Origin of the sequence: Streptomyces sp. NBC_00996 (genome assembly GCF_045162675.1) — a bacterium.
Taxonomy (GTDB): domain Bacteria; phylum Actinomycetota; class Actinomycetes; order Streptomycetales; family Streptomycetaceae; genus Streptomyces.
Genome location: NZ_CP108723.1, coordinates 7,172,740 through 7,191,183, shown reverse-complemented (window position 1 = coordinate 7,191,183; position 18,444 = coordinate 7,172,740). Strand labels below are relative to the sequence as shown.

General features: G+C 71.6%; 16 protein-coding genes and 1 pseudogene. 5 read left to right on the top strand and 12 right to left on the bottom strand.

The window, feature by feature from the left end; all coding sequences use genetic code 11:
- Positions 1-166: 166 nt before the first annotated feature.
- Together OG390_RS33820 and dapE are read right to left on the bottom strand one after the other, a co-directional pair.
- Complete coding sequence (locus OG390_RS33820; protein ID WP_399087349.1) at positions 167-925, bottom strand: TIGR00730 family Rossman fold protein; 759 nt, start codon at positions 923-925, stop codon at positions 167-169.
- 107 nt (positions 926-1,032) lie between these two features.
- The gene (gene dapE, locus OG390_RS33815) at positions 1,033-2,112 is read right to left on the bottom strand and encodes a succinyl-diaminopimelate desuccinylase (RefSeq protein WP_406173149.1); all 1,080 of its coding nucleotides are present in this window, start codon (positions 2,110-2,112) and stop codon (positions 1,033-1,035) included.
- Positions 2,113-2,320: 208 nt separating this feature from the next.
- On the opposite strand from dapE, the gene OG390_RS33810 reads away from it, so the two are divergent.
- Both OG390_RS33810 and OG390_RS33805 read left to right on the top strand, forming a co-directional pair.
- Entirely contained in the window at positions 2,321-3,304 is a 984-nt protein-coding gene (locus tag OG390_RS33810) for a heavy metal transporter (RefSeq protein WP_406173148.1), read from the top strand.
- A 367-nt stretch (positions 3,305-3,671) separates the two neighbouring features.
- Positions 3,672-4,241 (top strand): ATP-binding protein, encoded by a 570-nt coding sequence (locus OG390_RS33805; RefSeq protein WP_406173147.1) that lies wholly within the window; start codon positions 3,672-3,674, stop codon positions 4,239-4,241.
- Positions 4,242-4,324: 83 nt separating this feature from the next.
- Here OG390_RS33805 and OG390_RS33800 read toward each other — a convergent pair whose 3' ends face one another.
- Complete coding sequence (locus OG390_RS33800) at positions 4,325-5,422, bottom strand: bifunctional succinyldiaminopimelate transaminase/glutamate-prephenate aminotransferase (RefSeq protein ID WP_406173146.1); 1,098 nt, start codon at positions 5,420-5,422, stop codon at positions 4,325-4,327.
- A gap of 106 nt (positions 5,423-5,528) precedes the next feature.
- Positions 5,529-5,849, bottom strand: a complete 321-nt coding sequence (gene fdxA / locus OG390_RS33795; protein ID WP_018089397.1) for a ferredoxin — start codon at positions 5,847-5,849, stop codon at positions 5,529-5,531.
- A 140-nt stretch (positions 5,850-5,989) separates the two neighbouring features.
- Between fdxA and OG390_RS33790 the strand changes: the two are divergent.
- Positions 5,990-6,970, top strand: a pseudogene (locus OG390_RS33790) (GNAT family N-acetyltransferase); the annotation flags it as partial.
- Between the two features lie 224 nt (positions 6,971-7,194).
- Entirely contained in the window at positions 7,195-8,046 is an 852-nt protein-coding gene (locus OG390_RS33785) for a tetratricopeptide repeat protein (RefSeq protein WP_406173145.1), read from the top strand.
- 266 nt (positions 8,047-8,312) lie between these two features.
- On the opposite strand, the gene OG390_RS33780 is transcribed toward OG390_RS33785, so the two are convergent.
- From OG390_RS33780 to OG390_RS33745, 8 genes are all read right to left on the bottom strand, one after another.
- Complete coding sequence (locus OG390_RS33780; protein ID WP_406173144.1) at positions 8,313-8,927, bottom strand: response regulator; 615 nt, start codon at positions 8,925-8,927, stop codon at positions 8,313-8,315.
- Positions 8,924-10,135, bottom strand: a complete 1,212-nt coding sequence (locus OG390_RS33775; RefSeq protein ID WP_406178004.1) for a sensor histidine kinase — start codon at positions 10,133-10,135, stop codon at positions 8,924-8,926. The genes OG390_RS33780 and OG390_RS33775 overlap by 4 nt, the downstream gene beginning before the upstream one ends.
- A gap of 5 nt (positions 10,136-10,140) precedes the next feature.
- Positions 10,141-10,881 carry an ABC transporter permease gene (locus OG390_RS33770; RefSeq protein ID WP_406173143.1) on the bottom strand — a complete coding sequence of 247 codons (741 nt, stop codon included), beginning with the start codon at positions 10,879-10,881 and terminating at the stop codon, positions 10,141-10,143.
- Positions 10,878-11,834: an ABC transporter ATP-binding protein gene (locus tag OG390_RS33765; protein WP_406173142.1), complete on the bottom strand. Its 957-nt coding sequence runs from the start codon at positions 11,832-11,834 to the stop codon at positions 10,878-10,880. The genes OG390_RS33770 and OG390_RS33765 overlap by 4 nt, the downstream gene beginning before the upstream one ends.
- Before the next feature lie 167 nt (positions 11,835-12,001).
- The gene (locus OG390_RS33760; RefSeq protein ID WP_406173141.1) at positions 12,002-14,257 is read right to left on the bottom strand and encodes a hypothetical protein; all 2,256 of its coding nucleotides are present in this window, start codon (positions 14,255-14,257) and stop codon (positions 12,002-12,004) included.
- A gap of 160 nt (positions 14,258-14,417) precedes the next feature.
- A complete protein-coding gene (locus tag OG390_RS33755; protein ID WP_406173140.1) occupies positions 14,418-14,837 on the bottom strand; it encodes a DUF6113 family protein in 420 nt (139 codons plus the stop codon).
- Between the two features lie 31 nt (positions 14,838-14,868).
- Positions 14,869-15,777, bottom strand: a complete 909-nt coding sequence (gene mshB / locus OG390_RS33750) for an N-acetyl-1-D-myo-inositol-2-amino-2-deoxy-alpha-D-glucopyranoside deacetylase (protein WP_406173139.1) — start codon at positions 15,775-15,777, stop codon at positions 14,869-14,871.
- A 48-nt stretch (positions 15,778-15,825) separates the two neighbouring features.
- Positions 15,826-16,020, bottom strand: coding sequence for a hypothetical protein (locus OG390_RS33745; RefSeq protein ID WP_399087326.1), 195 nt, complete (start codon positions 16,018-16,020; stop codon positions 15,826-15,828).
- A 188-nt stretch (positions 16,021-16,208) separates the two neighbouring features.
- Between OG390_RS33745 and OG390_RS33740 the strand changes: the two genes are divergently transcribed.
- Entirely contained in the window at positions 16,209-18,326 is a 2,118-nt protein-coding gene (locus OG390_RS33740; protein ID WP_406173138.1) for a prolyl oligopeptidase family serine peptidase, read from the top strand.
- Positions 18,327-18,444 lie beyond the last annotated feature (118 nt).

Sequence of the window (18,444 nt, the reverse complement as noted above, 5' to 3'; positions counted from 1 at the left end):
GACCGTCCCGTAACCGGGGCTCCGCCTCGAATCCCGGGTGCTCATTCGGCTCCGGGCGGGTGGGGGCTTGTCGCGCAGTTCCCCGCGCCCCGTCAGGGGCGCGGCTCCCAGGCACGGGACGGTAGGGGCGGCGGGAACGAAGAAAACGAAGGAGCCGACGCAGGGCCTAGCGGCCCGCCTCCTTCGACACCAATGCCACTGCCTCCTCCACGTCGTCGGTCAGGTGAAACAGGAGCAGATCCTTCTCCGAGGCCTTGCCCTGGGCGATCAGGGTGTTCTTGAGCCAGTCGACGAGGCCGCCCCAGTACGCGGTGCCGAAGAGGACGATGGGGAAGCGGGTGACCTTCTGGGTCTGGACGAGGGTCAGCGCCTCGAAGAATTCGTCGAGGGTGCCGAGACCGCCGGGCAGGACCACGAAGCCCTGCGCGTACTTGACGAACATCATCTTCCGGACGAAGAAGTAGCGGAAGTTGAGGCCGATGTCGACGTAGGGGTTCAGACCTTGTTCGAAGGGCAACTCGATGCCGAGGCCTACGGAGATGCCCTTCGCCTCGCAGGCACCCTTGTTGGCGGCCTCCATGGCGCCGGGGCCACCCCCGGTGATCACGGCGAAACCGGCTTCGACGAGACCACGGCCGAGGGCGACCCCCGCCTCGTACTCGGGCGAATCCACCGGCGTACGCGCGGATCCGAAGACACTGATCGCGGGCGGGAGTTCGGCGAGGGTACCGAAGCCTTCGATGAACTCCGACTGGATGCGCAGCACCCGCCACGGGTCGGTGTGCACCCAGTCGGAAGGACCGCCCGCGTCCAGAAGTCGCTGATCCGTGGTGCTCGCCTGCACCTGACTCCGCCTGCGCAGCACCGGTCCGAGCCGCTGCTCGTCGGGTGGCACCTTCTTGCCCTCGGGGTTGCCGGTAGCCATGTCCGCTCCCTTCCCACCGCTCGCGTCGTTCCACCCCAGCGTAGATCTACGCGGGTTACGGAGGGGGGACGTGAGTATGTCCGCCATGAACCGCCCCGAGATACGGCTCAGGCGGTCAGCCAGGCGCGCAGCCGCTCCTCGCCCGCAAGGACTTTCGCCGTCTCCACACGCTCGTCGCGCTTGTGCGCCAAGTGCGGGTTGCCCGGGCCGTAGTTGACCGCCGGGATGCCGAGCCGGCTGAAGCGGGAGACGTCCGTCCAGCCGTACTTGGGCTGCGGGGTCCCCCCGACCGCCTCGATGAAGGCGGCGGCCGCCGGGTGGGAGAGGCCGGGGAGCGCGCCGCCGCTGTGGTCGTCGACGACGAACTCCTCAACGCCGCAGTCCGCGAAGACCTCACGGACATGGGCGATGGCCTCCTCCTCGCTGCGGTCGGGCGCGTAACGGAAGTTGACGGACACGACGCACTCGTCGGGAATGACGTTGCCGGCGACTCCGCCCGAGATGCCCACCGCGTTCAGGCCCTCGCGGTATTCGAGGCCGTCGATGACGGGGTGGCGCGGCTTGTACTCGGCCAGCCTGGCCAGGATCGGGGCCGCCGCGTGGATCGCGTTCGAGCCCATCCAGCTGCGCGCGGAGTGGGCGCGCTCGCCCTTCGTCTTCAGCAACACCCGCAGCGTGCCCTGGCAGCCGCCCTCGACCTGGCCGTCGGAGGGCTCCAGGAGGACCGCGAAGTCACCCTCCAGCCACTCGGGGTGGGCGTCGGCCACATGCTTCAGACCGTTGAGGTGTGCCGCGACCTCTTCGTTGTCGTAGAAGACGAAGGTGAGGTCGCGGTTGGGGGCGGGCACCGTGGCCGCGATGCGGAGCTGGACCGCGACGCCCGCCTTCATGTCGCAGGTGCCGCAGCCCCACAGCACACCGTCCTCGTCGAGGCGGGAGGGGACGTTGTCGGCGATGGGGACGGTGTCGATGTGGCCGGCGAGGATGACGCGCTCGGCGCGACCCAGGTGCGTCCGGGCCACCACGTTGTTGCCGTACCGGTCGACCGTCAGGTGCGGCAGGGCGCGCAGGGCGGCCTCGACGGCGTCCGCGAGCGGCTTCTCGTTGCCGCTCTCCGAGGGGAAGTCGACGAGCTGGGCGGTGAGATCGGCGGCGTCCAGCGTGAGGTCAAGGGAGGTGTCGGCCATGCCCTCGACCCTAGCGCCCTGGGTACCCGAACCCGCTGACGGCCGGATGCACTGACGCCCGAACCCGCTGACGCCCGGTCCCGCCGGGGGCCCGGATGCGCTCAGAGAGGGACGGATGGAAGGGGCGCTGTCCCGAAGTCCCGGCCGGCCTCCGGGTTGTCCACAGCCCCAGGCGCCGCCGACAGTGGCCTCCAGTACCTTGTACGACGTGCCAGAGCCGTCCCCCACTCCTGTCCGGCGCGGCCGCCTCCTCCGTTTCGGGGGGGCCGTCGTGGTCCTGCTCGCGCTCGCGGGCTATCTCACCGTGCAGTACCTCACGGGAGGCACCGGGGCACCGAGATGCACGGTCGTCTCGGGCAAGGGCGACGGGGCGTCGTACGAGTTCACACCGGAGCAGGCGGTCAACGCGGCGACGATCTCGGCGGTCGGCACCTCCCGTGGCATGCCCGAGCGCGCCGTGACCATCGCCCTCGCGACCGCTCTCCAGGAGTCGGGGCTGCGCAACATCCAGCACGGCGACCGAGACTCGCTGGGCCTGTTCCAGCAGCGGCCCTCGCAGGGCTGGGGGACGACGAAGCAGATCATGGACCCGACGTACGCGGCGGGGGTGTTCTACGAACACCTGGCCAAGGTGCCCGGCTATTCGCGCCTTCCCCTCACCGTCGCCGCGCAGCGTGTGCAGCGCAGCGGCTATCCGCAGGCGTACGCGAAGCACGAACCGGACGCCACGCTGCTCGCCGCGGCTCTGACCGGGCGCGCGGCGGCCACGCTGACCTGTGAGGGGCGCCCCGACGCCACCCCGGCCGGCGGCGCGGACTCGGTGCGGGCCGCGCTCGTACGGGACTTCGGACGCGAGGTGCTGCAGGAGGCGGGGGCCGACGTGGGTGCCGAGGGTGCCTCCACCTCGCCGTCGGCGGCTGCCTCGCCCTCGCCGACGGGCGGCGGGGGCCGGACCGTGACCGTCCCCGTGCGCAAGGAGGCCACCTCCGGGACCGGCGTCCGGCAGCGCGGCTGGGAGCTGGCGCACTGGGCCGTGGCCAACTCCTCGGCACTGCACATCGAGCGGGTGTCGTACGCGGGGCGGCAGTGGACCGCCGGGAGCACCGAGAGCGAGTGGCGCGCGTCCGACGCGCAGGGGGGCTCGACCGCGCGGGAGTCCGCCGCCGAGGTCCGAATCGTCACTGGGCAGTAGAGGTCCGAATCGTCACTGGGCAGTAGTACGGGTCCTCACCCGTTGGGGGGACCCGCCCCTCGGCGCGTCGACGATGTGCGCAGGTATTCGCGTGCTCACTCCTCCATCCGTCGAATCCCTTGAAAACAAAGAGCCGTAAGGATTCGGCAGACTTTCCGACCGGGTACCCTTTGCCCGTTTTTGTCCGCAGATGATAATGCGACGCATTGCCAACTCTTTACGTCGGGCCACCGCAACCTTCGTGGGCCTCGAGCGGTAGTCACTGCGTCCGAGCCCGGAACGATCACCTTCGGTCGGTCGACAGCCAGTCGGTCAACTGCCGGGCGCGGTCGGACACTTCAACGTTCTCTCCCGTCTAAGGAGCATCATGTCCCTCCCCCTGACCCGCCGGATCGCCCGTGCCGCGCTGCTCGTCGCAGCGGGAGCGGCAGCCGGGGTCGGTGCGGCCGGCTCCGCCAGCGCGGCGGCCGAATTGCCGGCCACCCCCAACCTCGGCGGATTGACCGCCCTGGACGGGGCGAGCGTCGGCAACACCGTTGACGGAGCGGCTCAGAACGCCACCGGGCTGGCGGGCACGGCCGGCGGCAATACGGTCAAGAAGGCGGTGCCGGCTGCGGGCAAGACCGGTGACAAGATCGCCAAGACGGCAACGCCCGCCGCGCAGAAGATCGCCAAGACGGCGACGCCCGCCGCGCAGAAGGTGGCCGGGGAGGCGGCGGGGCAGGCCGGGGGTCTGCTCGGTGACGCCACGAAGACTGCCACCAAGGGTGGGCTGCCGACGGGCACCGTCGCCAAGGGTGGCCTGCCGACGGGCACCGTCGCCAAGGGTGGGCTGCCGACCGACACCGTCACCAAGGGTGGCCTGCCGACCGACACCGTCACCAAGGGTGGCCTGCCGACCGACCAGCTGCCGCTGAAGACTCTGCCGCTCGGCTGACACCGGGTCTGTACGGCTACGGGGGTCCGAGGAAGCTGTTCCCTGGGCCCCCGCTTCGCTTTCCGTTCCCGGGTGGAGCGCGGCTACCGCGCCAGGCGCTCCACCGCTGCCGCTACGCGCTCGTCCGTCGCCGTCAGGGCCACGCGTACGAACGTGTCGCCCGCCTGGCCGTAGAAGTCGCCGGGGGCCACCAGGATGCCCCGCTGTGCCAGGTGCGCCACCGTGTCCCAGCAGGACTCGTCGCGGGTGGCCCAGAGGTAGAGGCTGGCTTCACTGTGTTCGATGCGGAAGCCGTGCTTCAGGAGGGCGTCGCGCAGGGCGGTGCGGCGGGCGGCGTAGCGCTCGCGCTGGTCGCGGACGTGGGTGTCGTCCGACAGGGCGGCGACCACCGCGGCCTGGGTCGGTGCGGACGTCATCATGCCGCCGTGCTTGCGGATCTCGAGCAGGTCGCCGAGGACGGCGGGGTCGCCCGCCAGAAACGCGGCGCGGTAGCCGGCCAGGTTCGAGCGCTTCGAGAGGGAGTGGACCGAGACGATCCCCTCGTACGAACCGCCGCACACGTCCGGGTGCAGGACCGAGACCGGGTCGGCCTCCCAGCCCAGCTCGATGTAGCACTCGTCGGAGAAGACCAGGACGTCGTGCTCGCGGGCCCAAGCGACGATCCGGGTCAGTTCGTCCTTCGACAGCACCTTGCCCGTGGGGTTGGAGGGCGAGTTGAGCCAGAGGAGCTTCAGGTCCGTCGGGTCCAGCCGCGTCGGGTCGTCGTAGGCCTCGTACTCCGCGCGGGCCAGGCGCGCGCCCACCTCGTAGGTCGGGTACGCCAGGCGCGGGTAGGCCACCTTGTCGCCCGGCCCCAGGCCCAGCTGCGTCGGGAGCCAGGCGACGAGCTCCTTGGAGCCGACGATCGGCAGGATGTGGCGGTGGGTCACGTCGCGGGCGCCGAGGCGGCGCCCGACCCAGCCGGTGATCGCGTCGCGCAGCTCAGGTGTGCCCCACACGGTCGGGTAGCCGGGAGAGTCGGCCGCCGCGATCAGCGCTTTCTGGATCAGCTCGGGCACCGGGTCGACCGGGGTACCGACGGACAGGTCGACGATGCCGTCCGGGTGGGCGGCGGCCGTCTTCTTGTACGGCTCCAGCTTGTCCCAGGGGAAGGTGGGCAGGCGGTCGGAGACTGCGGACACGGTTCTGGCTCACTTTCTCGTACGTACGAGCCGTCGTACGGCAAACGCCTCGGTCCCGTACGGCGATCGTGCCGTACGGGACCGAGGCGGCGCGTGTGCGGGCCGCTTACTGGTTCTGCGGCGGCAGCGCTGCGATGAAGGGGTGGTCGCGCTCGATCAGGCCGAGCTTGCTGGCGCCGCCGGGCGAGCCGAGCTCGTCGAAGAACTCGACGTTCGCCTTGTAGTAGTCCTTCCACTCTTCCGGAGTGTCGTCTTCGTAGAAGATCGCCTCGACCGGGCACACCGGCTCGCAGGCTCCACAGTCGACGCATTCGTCCGGGTGGATGTACAAGGACCGGGAGCCCTCGTAGATGCAGTCGACCGGGCACTCCTCGATGCACGCCTTGTCCTTGACGTCGACACAAGGCTGCGCGATGACGTAGGTCACGCTGTCGTTCCTCCTCGATAGGGCGCTGGCGGGCCTCCGTAGGCTCCGCCGCCTGGCGCGCGGGAGCGCGGCGTCGTCGATGCCCGCCCCTAGTATCTCCGTTCTTGGGCATGATCCGAACAGGAGGGGTGAACTGACCTGTGGAAATCTCTGCGTCCGGCCGCCTTGAGGTCCGTATCACCCCTGCTGACGTGGGCAAACGTGTCTCTGTTCGGCGGATGATCAAAGATGCCGCCGAGGGTGAGAAGTTCACCGACACGGTTGGTGTTCTCACATCATGGAACGAAGGTGTGCTGCTGATCACACGCCGGACCGGCGAGCGTGTCCAAATTGCGGAATCCGCGCTGGTCGCGGGCAAGGTCGTGCCGTCCGCTCCGGCGCGTCGGCGGGGCCCGACGGCCTCGTACGAGGAGCTGGCACGGGTCGCCGCGCGTGCGTGGCGCCCCGTGGAGAGCGAGCGGCTCGGCGAGTGGGAGCTGCGGGCGGCATCCGGTTTCACCCGGCGCGCCAACTCCGTCCTGCCGCTCGGCGACCCCGGCGTGCCGCTGGACGAGGCGCTGACGTACGTACGGGACTGGTACGCCGCCCGTGACCTGCCCGCGTACATCCAGACCGCGACCGGGGCCGAGGGTGCGCAGGAGCTGCTGTGCGCGGAGCTGGAGGCGCGCGGCTGGACGCGTGAGGTGACGGCCGAGCTGTGGATCGGCTCGCTTGCGCCGATCGGGGACCGGGAGGCGCCCGAGGTCGTGCTCTCCCGCGAGGCGGACGACGCGTGGCTGGGCCGGTATCAGCGGAAGGGGCTGAGCGAGGTGGCCCTGAAGGTGCTGGGCAGTGGACCTTCGGTGTGGTTCGCGACGGTGCCCGGTGCCGAGGGGGAGGCTCCGGCCGCGATCGGACGCTGCGTGGTCGACGGCCGCTGGGCCGGTTTCGCGGCGGTCGAGGTCGATCCCGCCCACCGTCGCCAGGGACTCGCCACCGCCGTCATGGCCGCGCTGGCCCGACGGGCCCTGGACGAGGGTGCCTCGGCGGCCTGGCTCCAGGTGGAGGACGACAATGCGGGGGCGCGGGCGATGTACGCGAGGATGGGCTTCGGGCCGCATCACGCGTACCACCACTACCGGTGGGCGCCGGGCGCCGACGCCGGGGAGGGCGCTGCCGAGCGGCCGGGCGCGCGGGGCGTCGGCCTGCACGCCGACAGCGCCGCGGGCCGGACCGACGAGCCGACCGGTGACCGGAGCGGGCCGAACGACCACCGAGACGGGTCGAGCGGCCACCGGAACGGCACGAGCGGCGGTTTCGGTGTCGGCGACTCGTATCGATCGGTGTAAAGGGGCACGAGCCAGTTATGCGTTCCCCTCAGCCACCGGAGCCGGAGCGGGCCGCCGAGGTGCGGCGGCGGTTCGCCGATGAGGCGCGGGCCGAGCGGCCCGATCTGGCGCTGCTGTGCCTGCTGGTGGGGGCCGCGGCGGACGGGACGCTGGACGAGGCCGGGATGGACGCGGCGCAGATCGAACTGGACCGGCTGGCGGGGCAGCTGCCGTTCCGCCCGGGCGGGCCGCGATCCTGGGCGGCCGCGCTGGGTGAGCTGCTCGGCGGGCGCTGCGGGTTCCGGGGGGCGCCGGCCGACTACCAGCGTCTGGAGTCCTCGCTGCTGCACGAGGTGCTGCGGCGACGGCGGGGGCTGCCGATCCTGCTCTCCGTGGTGTGGATGGAGGTCGCTCGGCGGGCCGGTGCGCCGGTGTACGGGGTCGCGCTGCCCGGGCACTTCGTGGTCGGCTTCGGGCCGACCGAGCAGCAGGTGCTCGCCGATCCCTTCGACGGGGGGCGCGTCCTCACCGGGTCCGATGCGGAGCTGCTCGTCGCGGGGGCGACCGGTGCCCCGCTCGACCCGTCGATGCTCTCCCCCGCCGACCCGCTCGACGTGGTGCTGCGCATCCTGAACAACATCCGGGCCTGGGCCGCCGCCCGGCCGGAGCGCTCCGACGTGTCCCTGTGGGCCGTGGAGCTGTCCCTGCTGCTGCCTTCGCATCCGGCGCGGCTGCGCTACGAGCGAGCCCAACTCCTCGTCCAGCGTGGTGACTTTCTCGGGGGTGCCGCCGAACTCGACGCGTACGCCGATGTGGTGGCCGCCGTCGACGAACCGGCCGCGGCCCGGGTGCGCCGACAGGCCCATGCCGCACGGGCGATGCTCAACTGAAGCCGGGGAAGGGATTTTTCGCCCCCTCCGACCCCTGCTCGTCCCGTAGCAGCCTTGCGGCTGCGGGGGGGGGCTTGTCGCGCAGTTCCCCGCGCCCCTGAAAGGAGCGGCAGCCCCAGGGACGGGCAGGGGCAGGGGCAGGGGCAGGGGCAGGGGCAGGGGCAGGGCGGGTCGGAGGGGCAGAACGGGGCGGGCGGGGCGGGCGGGGCGGGCGGGGCGGGGCGGGGCGGGGCGGGGCGGGAGCGCAACGACGCTTGGCCGCTGCCCTACAGCCAGCCTTTCTCCCTCGCCGTGCGGACCGCTTCCGCGCGGTTGCGGACTGCCAGCTTCTGGATGGCCGTGGAGAGGTAGTTGCGGACGGTGCCCTGGGACAGGTGCAGGATCGTGGCGAGCTCCGCGTTGGTGGAGCCGTCGGCCGCCGCGCGCAGGACTTCGCGTTCGCGATCGGTCAGGGGGTTGGCACCCCCGGCGAGGGCGGCGGCCGCCAGGGTGGGGTCGATGACCCGCTCGCCGGCCAGTACCTTGCGTACGGCTTCGGCGAGTTGGGCGGCCGGGGCGTCCTTGACGAGGAAGGCGTCGGCGCCGGCCTCCATAGCGCTGCGCAGATAGCCGGGACGGCCGAAGGTCGTGAGGATGACCAGCTTGAGGAGCGGAAGCTCCTTGTGGAGTTCGGCCGCCGCCTCGATGCCCGTCCGGCCGGGCATCTCGATGTCGAGGAGCGCGACATCGACGTCCAGGGCACGGGCCGCGGCCAGTACTTCGTCGCCGCGCGCCACCTGGGCGACCACGTCGATGTCCGGTTCGAGGCCCAGCAGCGCGGCCAGCGCCTCGCGGACCATCGACTGGTCCTCGGCGAGCAGGACCTTGATCGTGCGGCTCATTCCCCGGATCCTACGGGGTGGCCGCCCAGGGCAAGAGCGGCCTTCGTCGGTACGCGCGCGACCAGCCGGAAGCCGCGCCGCGCCCTACCCGCTTCCAGCGATCCGCCCGCCTGCTCCAGGCGTTCGGTCAGCCCGGTCAGACCGTTGCCATGGGTGCCCCCCGAGCCGCCTGAGCCGTCGTCCTCCACGGACAGTTCGAGCACCGGACCGTCCAGCGTCTGACGCCGCACGACCTCCACCGCGCAGCGCTGGGCCCCGCTGTGCCGAACGACATTGGTGACCGCCTCGCGCAGCGCCCAGGCCAGCGCGGACTCGCTCTCCTCGGGGACGCCACCCAGGTCCGGTTCGGCCGGAAGGTCGGCGGTGACGCCTGCGGCGGTCAACGCGACCTGCGCGCCCGCGAGTTCGCCGGCCAGCCGGGGCCGCCGGTAACCGGTGACCGCCTCGCGTACGTCCACGAGGGCCTGGCGGCTGACCTGTTCGATGTCCGCGACCTGCTGAGCCGCCTTGTCCGGGTCGCCGGGGAGCATCCGGCCCGCCAGCTCGCTCTTCAGGGTGATGAGGGAGAGAGAGTGGCCGAGCAGGTCGTGCAGATCGCGGGCGAGGCGCAGGCGCTCCTCGTTGGCGGCGAGCTGGGCGACCGTGGCGCGGGCCTTGCGCAACTCGATGGTCGTACGGACCAGTTGGCCGACCCCGGTCATGGCGAATCCGATGAGCAGCACCAGGAGGGCCAGGTTCTCGGCCTCCTCCTGGTCGACCCGGCTGCCGACGAGCAGCATCACGCCGGTCGTCGCCGGGATCGCGCCGTAGGCCAGCCGCAACGGCAGGGTGGACCCGCAGGCGACGGACACGTAGCAGTAGAGGCCCAGCCACGCGCCGCCGAGTGTGAGGCACAGCAGGGTGGCGAGCGCACCCAGGACCAGGATGAGGCCGACGACGAGCCGTCCGGTGAACGGCTTGCCCATGTTCCGGAAGACCAGCGACAGATACACCCCGACGAAGGCCGCGAGGCCGAGCCAGCCCGCCACGGTGCCGCCGGTGGTGTGGTGCCCGGAGACGAGGTCCTTCACCGGTGAGCTGAGGAACACGAGCCAGACGCCGATCCACAGCACCTTGCGCCGCAGCTCGGCCCGGTTGCGGGGCGGCTGCCCCATGCGCATCAGCTGCTCCGACCGGACTTCGTCGTCGCACCGCGCGTCTTCCGTCATGGCACTCACGCCTTCAGCGTGTCCTTCCGGTACAGCCAGGCCGCGCCTCCCGCGAACAGCACGAAGAAGGCGGCGAGGATGGCGATGTCCTTGGCGTGCGGGGCCTGGCTCTGTTCGATGGCCTGCCCCAGGGCAGCGTACGCGTGCGTGGGCAGCCACTTCGCTATGTTCTGCAGCCAGTCCGGGAAGGTCGTCGCCGGCATCCACAGGCCCCCGAGCATCGAGAGGCCGAAGTAGGTGATCATGGTGATCGGACGGACCGCGTCGCCGCTGGCGAGGTAGCCGATGGCGACGCCGAGCGCGGCGAAGACGAGGCTGCCGGCCCAGATCGCGCCGGTCAGCGCGAGCCACTGCCAGGCATCCAGGCGTACGTGCTTCACGGCCGCGGCGACGACGAAGACGATCACGATCGACGGCAGGCTGACGACGGCGGCGCCGGCGGTCTTCGCCAGGACATAGCCGCGGCCGGGCAGGGTGGTCAGCCGCAGCTGCCGTACCCAACCACTCTCGCGCTCCTTGGCGATGCGCTCGCTGTTGCCCATCAGGACGGCCGTCAGGGCGCCGAAGGAGGCCATCGAGACCATCATGTAGGTCGGGATGGTGAGGCCGGTGCCGTCGACCTCGGCCGTGCTGTCGGCGTTGCCCGCGATGAGCAGGAACAGGGCCGAGGGGTAGACCACCGAGAAGAACAGGAACTTGCGGTTGCGCAGCGCGCGGGCGAGTTCCAGCTTGATGAGGCTGTTCACTTCGACTTCGCCTCCTCGGCGGCCGTGATGGCGACGAAGGCCTGCTCGAGACCGAGCCCGGCCACTTCGAGATTGCGGGGGTAGACACCGAGCCCGTACAGCGCGTGCACGGTCGCGTCGGCGTCGGAGGACTGGATACGGACGGTCTGCCCCGACCCCTCGGCGGAGCCGCTGTTGGACACTGTCATCGACGTCAGGAAGGGCAGCGACCGCAACGATCCCTCGTCGATCGGGCCCTCCAGGTCGAAGGCGATGCGGCGGGCGCCGGCCTTGGCCTTGATCTCGGCGGCGGTGCCGTCGGCCAGCAGACGGCCTCGGTGCAGCACCAGCACGCGGTCCGCGATCGCGTCGGCCTCCTCCAGGTAATGCGTGGCGAACAGGACCGTACGCCCCTGGTCGGCCTGCTCGCGCATGGTGGCCCAGAAGGCCTGGCGGGCGGAGACGTCCATGCCGGTGGTGGGTTCGTCGAGGACGATCAGGTCGCTGTCACCGGCCGTGGCGAGGGCGAAACGGACCCGCTGGGCCTGGCCGCCGGAGAGCTTGTTGACCTTGCGGTCGGCTATCCCCGAGATGCCCGCACGGGCCAGTACGTCGGTGGCCCGGAACGGCTTGGGGTGCAGATCGCAGGCGAGCTTCACCAATTCACCGACGGTGACCTCGTCCATCAGCCCGCCGCTCTGCAGCATGGCGCCCACCCGGCCGGCGACGATCGCCTCGCGCGGGCTGGTGCCGAACACCCGGACCGCGCCGCTGTCGGCGTGCTTCAGGCCGAGGAGCAGGTCCAGCGTGGTCGACTTGCCCGCGCCGTTGGGCCCCAGCAGGGCGACGGTCTCGCCCGGGTGCAGGTCGAGCGTCAGCCCGTCGAGGGCCCGGACGCTCCCGTAGGCCTTGGTCACCGATTCGAACCCGACCACCGAGGTGGTGGCCGTCCCAGTCGTTGTCATGTGATCCATCGTGGCGGCGCGGGAGGGGCCGTCGGCAGTGCCGGGTGTCCTCAGTCGCGGATGACAGATGTCATACCGCGCGTCTCCCCCGTCCTGTCCCGGCGTACGACAGGAGGGCACCCGGCCAGGGAGACCATGGCCGGGTGCCCTCCTCAGAGCGACAGCGCGGGCGCCCGCTAGCTGGGGTTGGTGGAAATGGTGACGATGCGGTCGGCGGGCGTCTTTCCGAGCAGCGCCTGCCCCAGAGCCGAGGCCACGTCCTCGGGGCTCACGGCCTTCTTGCTGCCGTCGCCCTTGGTGATCGTGACCCCGTCGAAGGCACCGCCGTACAGCTCCTTGAGGACCTTGAGGTCGTAGTGCTGGACGAGCTTGCCGTTGACCGCCTGCACGCTCAGGAACTTCCAGATGGAGTTCTGCGGGCTGAAGGAGATGGTGTGGACGGCGTCCGTGCGCACCGTGACGTTCGCGGACATCGCCGGCTTCGCGAACTTCGTCATCATCCGGTCGACCTCGGCGTTCGACACCGTCGGCTGACGGGTCTTGGTGGCGACCTTGACCGGCGTGGCCGTGCCGGTCTCCACCTGGGTGCGGTACGCGTCCTCCACAGCCTGCATCGAGGACGCGACGTCGATGCCCTTGCCCGCCTTGCCGTACACGGCGACGGCCTTGCCGGCCTCGAACTTGATCGTGCCGTCGCTCGCCGAGCCGGAGCCGCCCGCGGCGCCCTCCAGGGCGGCCTGCAGCTTCTCCTCGTCGACGGGCATGGCGGGCTCGACGACGCGCTCCTGGCCGAACAGCGAGCCGATCACCGAGACGGGGTTGTAGTCACTGCCCGCGGCGGCGCGGACGGTGGCCTGGCTGTCGAGCTGGAGCCCGGCCTGGTCCGGCTTGAGCGAGACGGTGTCGTCTTCGACCGACAGCTTGAGGGCCTTGTTCGTACGGGCACCCAAGGCGTCGTCGAGCTTCTTGGCGGCCTCGTCCCGGGTGCCGCCGCCGATGTCGACGCCGAGCACGGTGGTGCCCTTGGGCACGTCCGAGTGGTTCATGAGCAGCCCGGCGCCATAGGCGCCACCGGCGACGACGAACAAGCCGACGCCCAGGAGCTTCAGCTTGCTGCGGCCCTTCTTCTTCGCCGGCTTGGACGAGGCGGGGGGCTGCTGGACCGGCTCGGGCAGCTTCGGCGGGGTGTGCGGCAGCGGGCCGTCGGTGTGCGCGCCCGGCCCGAACGGGGAGTTCTGGGCGGGCGGTACGACGGGGATGCCGCTGGTCAGGGTGTGCCCGGAGACGTTGTCCGCGGGGCCGCCGCCGTAGCCACCGGCGCCCGGCTCAGGGGCCGGTTTCTGTGGCGTGAGGATCGCGGTGTCGTCGCTGAGCCCACCGCTGAGGCCGCCGCGCGGGGTGACGCCCGGCGCGCCGGGAGCGCCGCCGGGAACACCTCCCGGGTATCCCGGGCCCGGGCCCGGGCCCGCGGCCAGGCTGCCCGGTGCCGCGCCCGGACCGGCCGGCGGCGCCAGCGGGCCGTCTCCGGTGACCGGACCGCCGGTCGGGCCGGCGGGGCCGCCCTCCGAGAAGTACGGAAGATCGTCGCGGCGCGGTTCGCCGCCGTTGCCGGATCCGACGGACGGGAAGGATCCGGTGTTGTTCAGCGCCGCGGAGACGTCGAAGGAACCGGTGCCGCCGCCGTGGCCGGGCGCCACGGGTCCGGCGCCGGTGGCACCGGGCAGCCCGGCACCGTTCGTACCGCCGCCGCCCCCGCCGGGGCGGGGGGCGTTCGCGCCGCCGGGCCGGGCGCCGCCGGTGACACCCAGTGGACCGGCACCGTTCGAGGAGCTCGGACGCGCACCGCCCGGCGCGCCAGGACGGCCGCCCTGCGCTCCCGTGGAGTCGGCCGCGCCCGCGGGACCCGAACCGCCCGGCAGGCCCGCCCCGTTGGTGGAGCCGCCGCCAGGGCCGCCCTTGGGCGCACCGGACTTGCGGGGTGCGAACCAGTCGCTCGTCTTCTCCTCGGCCGCGGCGGGCGCCCCGACGGGACTGCCCGCGGGGGTGGACGCGCCCATGGAAGTGGACGTGGTCGTGGACGGGGTGGAGGACGCGGTGGCCGTCGTCGCGGACGCGCCCGTGGGCGAACCGACGCCCCGCGGCGCCTCCGTGCCTGCGCCGGCGGCACCCTCGGTGGACGCGTCCGCGTCCCCGACCGGTGTGCGGACGACGACGGGCGGGATGGGCCGCGATCCGGGGATGTTGATCCGGATCCGTGTCGTCAGCGTGGTCTCGGTCTTGCGCTCCTCCGGCGGGTTGCCGGTGGCCGAACGGCCCGCGTCGGCACCGCTTTCGGAAGCCTTGGGGGTCCCGTACGGCGGCGTCCCCGACGGGTACGCGGCTCCACCGCGCCCGTTGGGCCCGGAGGACGAACTGTCAGTTTCACGACTCAAGGCAAGTTCTCCCGGTTGGCTCCGCCGCCCGTTTACTCGACCTCATCTCGGGCAGCTCGGCGGCGCGCACCACCATACTGGCCGCGTCCGGCGCGCAAACCTCGCCCGGGAGGGAAACCCCCACGGGACCCGCACCTGTTGGATACGGCGAAGTGGTACGTCACTTGCCAAGTCGGACGTCGGAGCCGTCCGGTTGCCGCCCCCGCCCAAGGGTGGCGCACATCACAGCGATGGCCATGCCGCCGAGCAGGAAGAGGTACGAGACGACTCCCGCGCCGAAGAGGAAGTCCCCTTCGGGGCGGCTGGCGGTGAGCAGGACGACGGCGACCATCCAGCCGGCCGCGGGCGCCACGGCCCCGGCCCGGGACCCGGCCGCCCGCGCGCCGCCCAGAAAGAGTCCGGCCGCGCCGGCCAGCGCGAGCAGCAAACCGCCCGGGAACCAGCCGGATTGCACCAGCGCCCCGGCGGCCCCGACCACCACGCCGAGCACAAAGAGTCCCAGGTAGGCGGCCATCCTCGGGCCCGAGGGCCGCGTCAGCGGCTGGGCGAGCATGTTCCCGCGCTGTCCCGTCGTACTCATCGCACATCCGCCTCTCGCCGATCGGTCGTCGTCATCGCACGCCCGCCTCTCCCCGACCGGTCACAATGCCCGCGAACAGGTCCGTCTCCCGCGTCGCGGGCCGCTCCCCGCGCACCAACTCGTAGTACTCGGTGGTGAAGAGGGGCTGCGCGAGCCGGTTCGAGAGGGCGAACCAGGGCTCGGTCACCTCGATCTGGGTGGCGTGCGCCCGCATCGCGGCGGCCTTGGCGGCGGCGTACGCGGTCCCGTCGATCTCGGTGGTGATCACCGGCTCGTCCACGACGCCCGGTACGTCGTCGACGGTGGCGGACTCGGTGAACGGCAGCCGCGACAGCGCCTCGCGCAGCCGGGCGAAGCCGTCCTCGGCCACCGGGCGCGGCACCCGGTTCCAGTAGATCTTGGCGATCTCCCAGGGGTCTCCGAGATCCCGGCGGAGGGCGGCCCGGGCGGCCAGCTCGGCGGCGCGCATGGCCACTCGGTGGGCCTGGATGTGGTCCGGGTGCCCATAGCCGCCGTGCGGGTCATAGGTGACGAGCACCTGGGGGCGCACCTCGCGGATCACCTCCACCAGGTACTCGGCGGCCTCGTCGACGTCGGCGGACCAGAAGGAGCCCGCGCGGTGGTTCTGCTCGACGCCCATCATCCCGGAGTCGCGAAAACGTCCGGGGCCGCCGAGGAACCGGTGATCGGTGACGCCCAGCTCCTTCATGGCGGCGGTCAGCTCACCGGTCCGGTGCGGTCCGAGCCCGCCGCCGCGGTCGGGCGCCAGATGCGCGAGTTCGGACGGGATGACCTCGCCCTCCTCGCCGAGGGTGCAGGTGACCAGCGTCACATGGGCACCCTCGGCCGCGTACTTGGCCATGGTCGCGCCATTGTTGATCGACTCGTCGTCCGGATGCGCGTGCACCAGGAGCAGACGCCGGTCGGGCAGTTCCGTCATGGAACCCACCCTACGAGGCGAGCGCCCGGGCACTCGGCCGGGCGCGGGTCAGAACTTGATGCTGCCGATCATGCCCGCGATGTTCGTGGTCAGCTCGTTGATCGTGGGGGCGACTGTGGAGGAGGCGAGGTAGAACCCGAGCAGGACGCACACGATGGCGTGCCCGCCCTTCAGTCCTGACTTCCTGATCAGAAGAAAGACGATGATCGCCAGCAGCACCACCGCCGAAATCGAGAGTGCCACGGCGGCTCACCTCCAAAGGTCCCAGGGACTTGGGGTCCGGTATGGGGGTCGGACATGGGGGGTCGATAAATCCATACAACAGCCAGCAGGTTGATACCCACGCAGCGCTAGTGATCATAACTATCCGTACGCGCGCATCGATCGGCGCACGGCCGCACAAGGGGGCGCATGGCCAATATGGTCAGGGCATGACGACCGAGCCTCTTTCCTTCCCGCGCCGGTACGCCCGCACCCAGCGGTTCACCTCCGGCGCGCCCCGCGCGTTCACCGTGTCTCCCGACGGTTCCCGTGTCGTGTTCCTGCGGTCCCGCTCCGGTACGGACCGGGCGAATCAGCTGTGGGTTCTCGATGTGGCGGAGGGCGGGGAACGGGTCGCAGCCGATCCCGCGGCGCTACTCGGGGGCGCCATCGAGCATCTGCCGCCGGAGGAGCGGGCGCGCCGCGAGCGCAGCCGCGAGGGCGGTGCCGGGGTCGTCGGCTACGCCACCGACACGGCGGTCGAGTTGGCCTCTTTCGCCTTGTCAGGGCGGCTTTTCACGGCGGAGCTGCGGGCCGGCACGGCACGTGAACTCCGGGTCCCGGGACCGGTGATCGACCCGCGCCCCTCCCCCGACGGACGGCTCGTCGCGTACGTCGCGGGGGGCGCCCTGCGCGTGGTCGGCGCCGAGGGCGAGGACGACCGCGCGCTCGCGGAGCCCGAATCGGAGTCGGTTTCCTATGGATCGGCCGAGTTCATCGCGGCCGAGGAGATGGGGCGTTCGCGTGGCTTCTGGTGGTCGCCGGAGAGCGACCGGCTGCTCGTCGCGCGGGTCGACGACGCGCCCGTACAACGCTGGTGGATCTCCGATCCGGCGCATCCGGAACACGATCCGCAGCGGGTCGCGTATCCGGTGGCGGGCAGCGCCAACGCGGACGTACGACTCTTCGTCATCGGCCTCGACGGGGTGCGCACGGAGGTCGTGTGGGACCGGGCACGCTACCCATATCTGGCGCATGTGCACTGGTCGGCGTCGGGTGCGCCGCTGATCCTGGTGCAGGCCCGGGACCAGCGCAGCGAGCTGTTCCTGGCCGTGGCGCCGGACACCGGGGCGACCCGGATGGTGCACGCGGACGAAGATCAACAATGGCTGGATCTTTTCGCCGGCGTGCCGTGCTGGAGCCCCGGCGGACAGCTCGTGCGGATCGCCGACGAGGGTGGCGCGCGGGTGCTCGAGTTCGGTGAACGTCCGCTGACGGGACCGCAGTTGCATGTGCGCGCGGTGCTCGACGTGTCGGACGACGACGTGCTGATCTCGGCGTCGGCGGGCGAAGCCGCGGCCGCCCCGGAAACGGGCGAAGTGCATGTGTACCGCGTCAACGAGCTCGGCATGGAGCGCGTCTCACAGGATCCCGGCGTGCACTCGGCGGTACGCGCCGGGGGCGTGACCGTGCTCGTCTCCTCGGTGATCGACCAGCCGGGGACCCAGGTGCAGGTGCTGCGCGAAGGAAAGCGTGTGGCGACCGTGCCTTCGTACGCCGAAAATCCCGGTTTGTCCCCGCGCGTGACCCTCACACAGGGGGGCGCACGGAAAATCCCATGCGCCGTGCTTATGCCCACTGACTACCACGGTGACAATCCCCTCCCGGTCCTCATGGACCCCTACGGCGGCCCGCACGGCCCCCGGGTGCTCGCCGCGCACAACGCGCACCTCACCTCGCAGTGGTTCGCCGACCAGGGCTTCGCGGTGATCGTCGCCGACGGCCGGGGCACCCCCGGCCGCTCCCCCGCCTGGGAGAAGGCGATCCGCGACGACTTCACGCTCTCCCTCGACGACCAGGTGGACGCGCTCCAAGGGCTTGCCGAGACCTTCCCCCTCGACCTGTCCCGGGTGGCCATCCGCGGCTGGTCGTACGGCGGCTGGCTCGCGGGGCTCGCCGTGCTGCGCCGCCCCGACGTGTTCCACGCGGGCATCGCGGGCGCCCCGGTCGCGGACTGGCGGCTGTACGACACCCACTACACGGAGCGGTACCTCGGTGACCCGGCGGCGAGCCCGGACACCTACGCGAAGAGTTCGCTGCTCACCGACGAGGGGCTCTCCGCGCCCGCCGAGCCGCACCGCCCGCTGATGATCGTGCACGGCATCGCGGACGACAACGTGGTGGTGGCACACGCCCTCCGGCTGTCCTCGGCACTGCTGGCCGCGGGCCGCCCGCACGAGGTACTGCCGCTGTCGGGCGTCACGCACATGACCCCGCAGGAGCAGGTCGCGGAGAACCTGCTGCTGCTCCAGGTCGACTTCCTGAAGCGGTCCCTGGGCCTGGCGTAGCCGGTACAGCAACGGACCGGGGCGACATGGCGCGCCCCGGTCCGTTTACGGCACCCGCACGGCCGTACGTTGTTCAGACTGACGCGTCCGTATATCGGGATCGGGTCGGCCGAGTTGC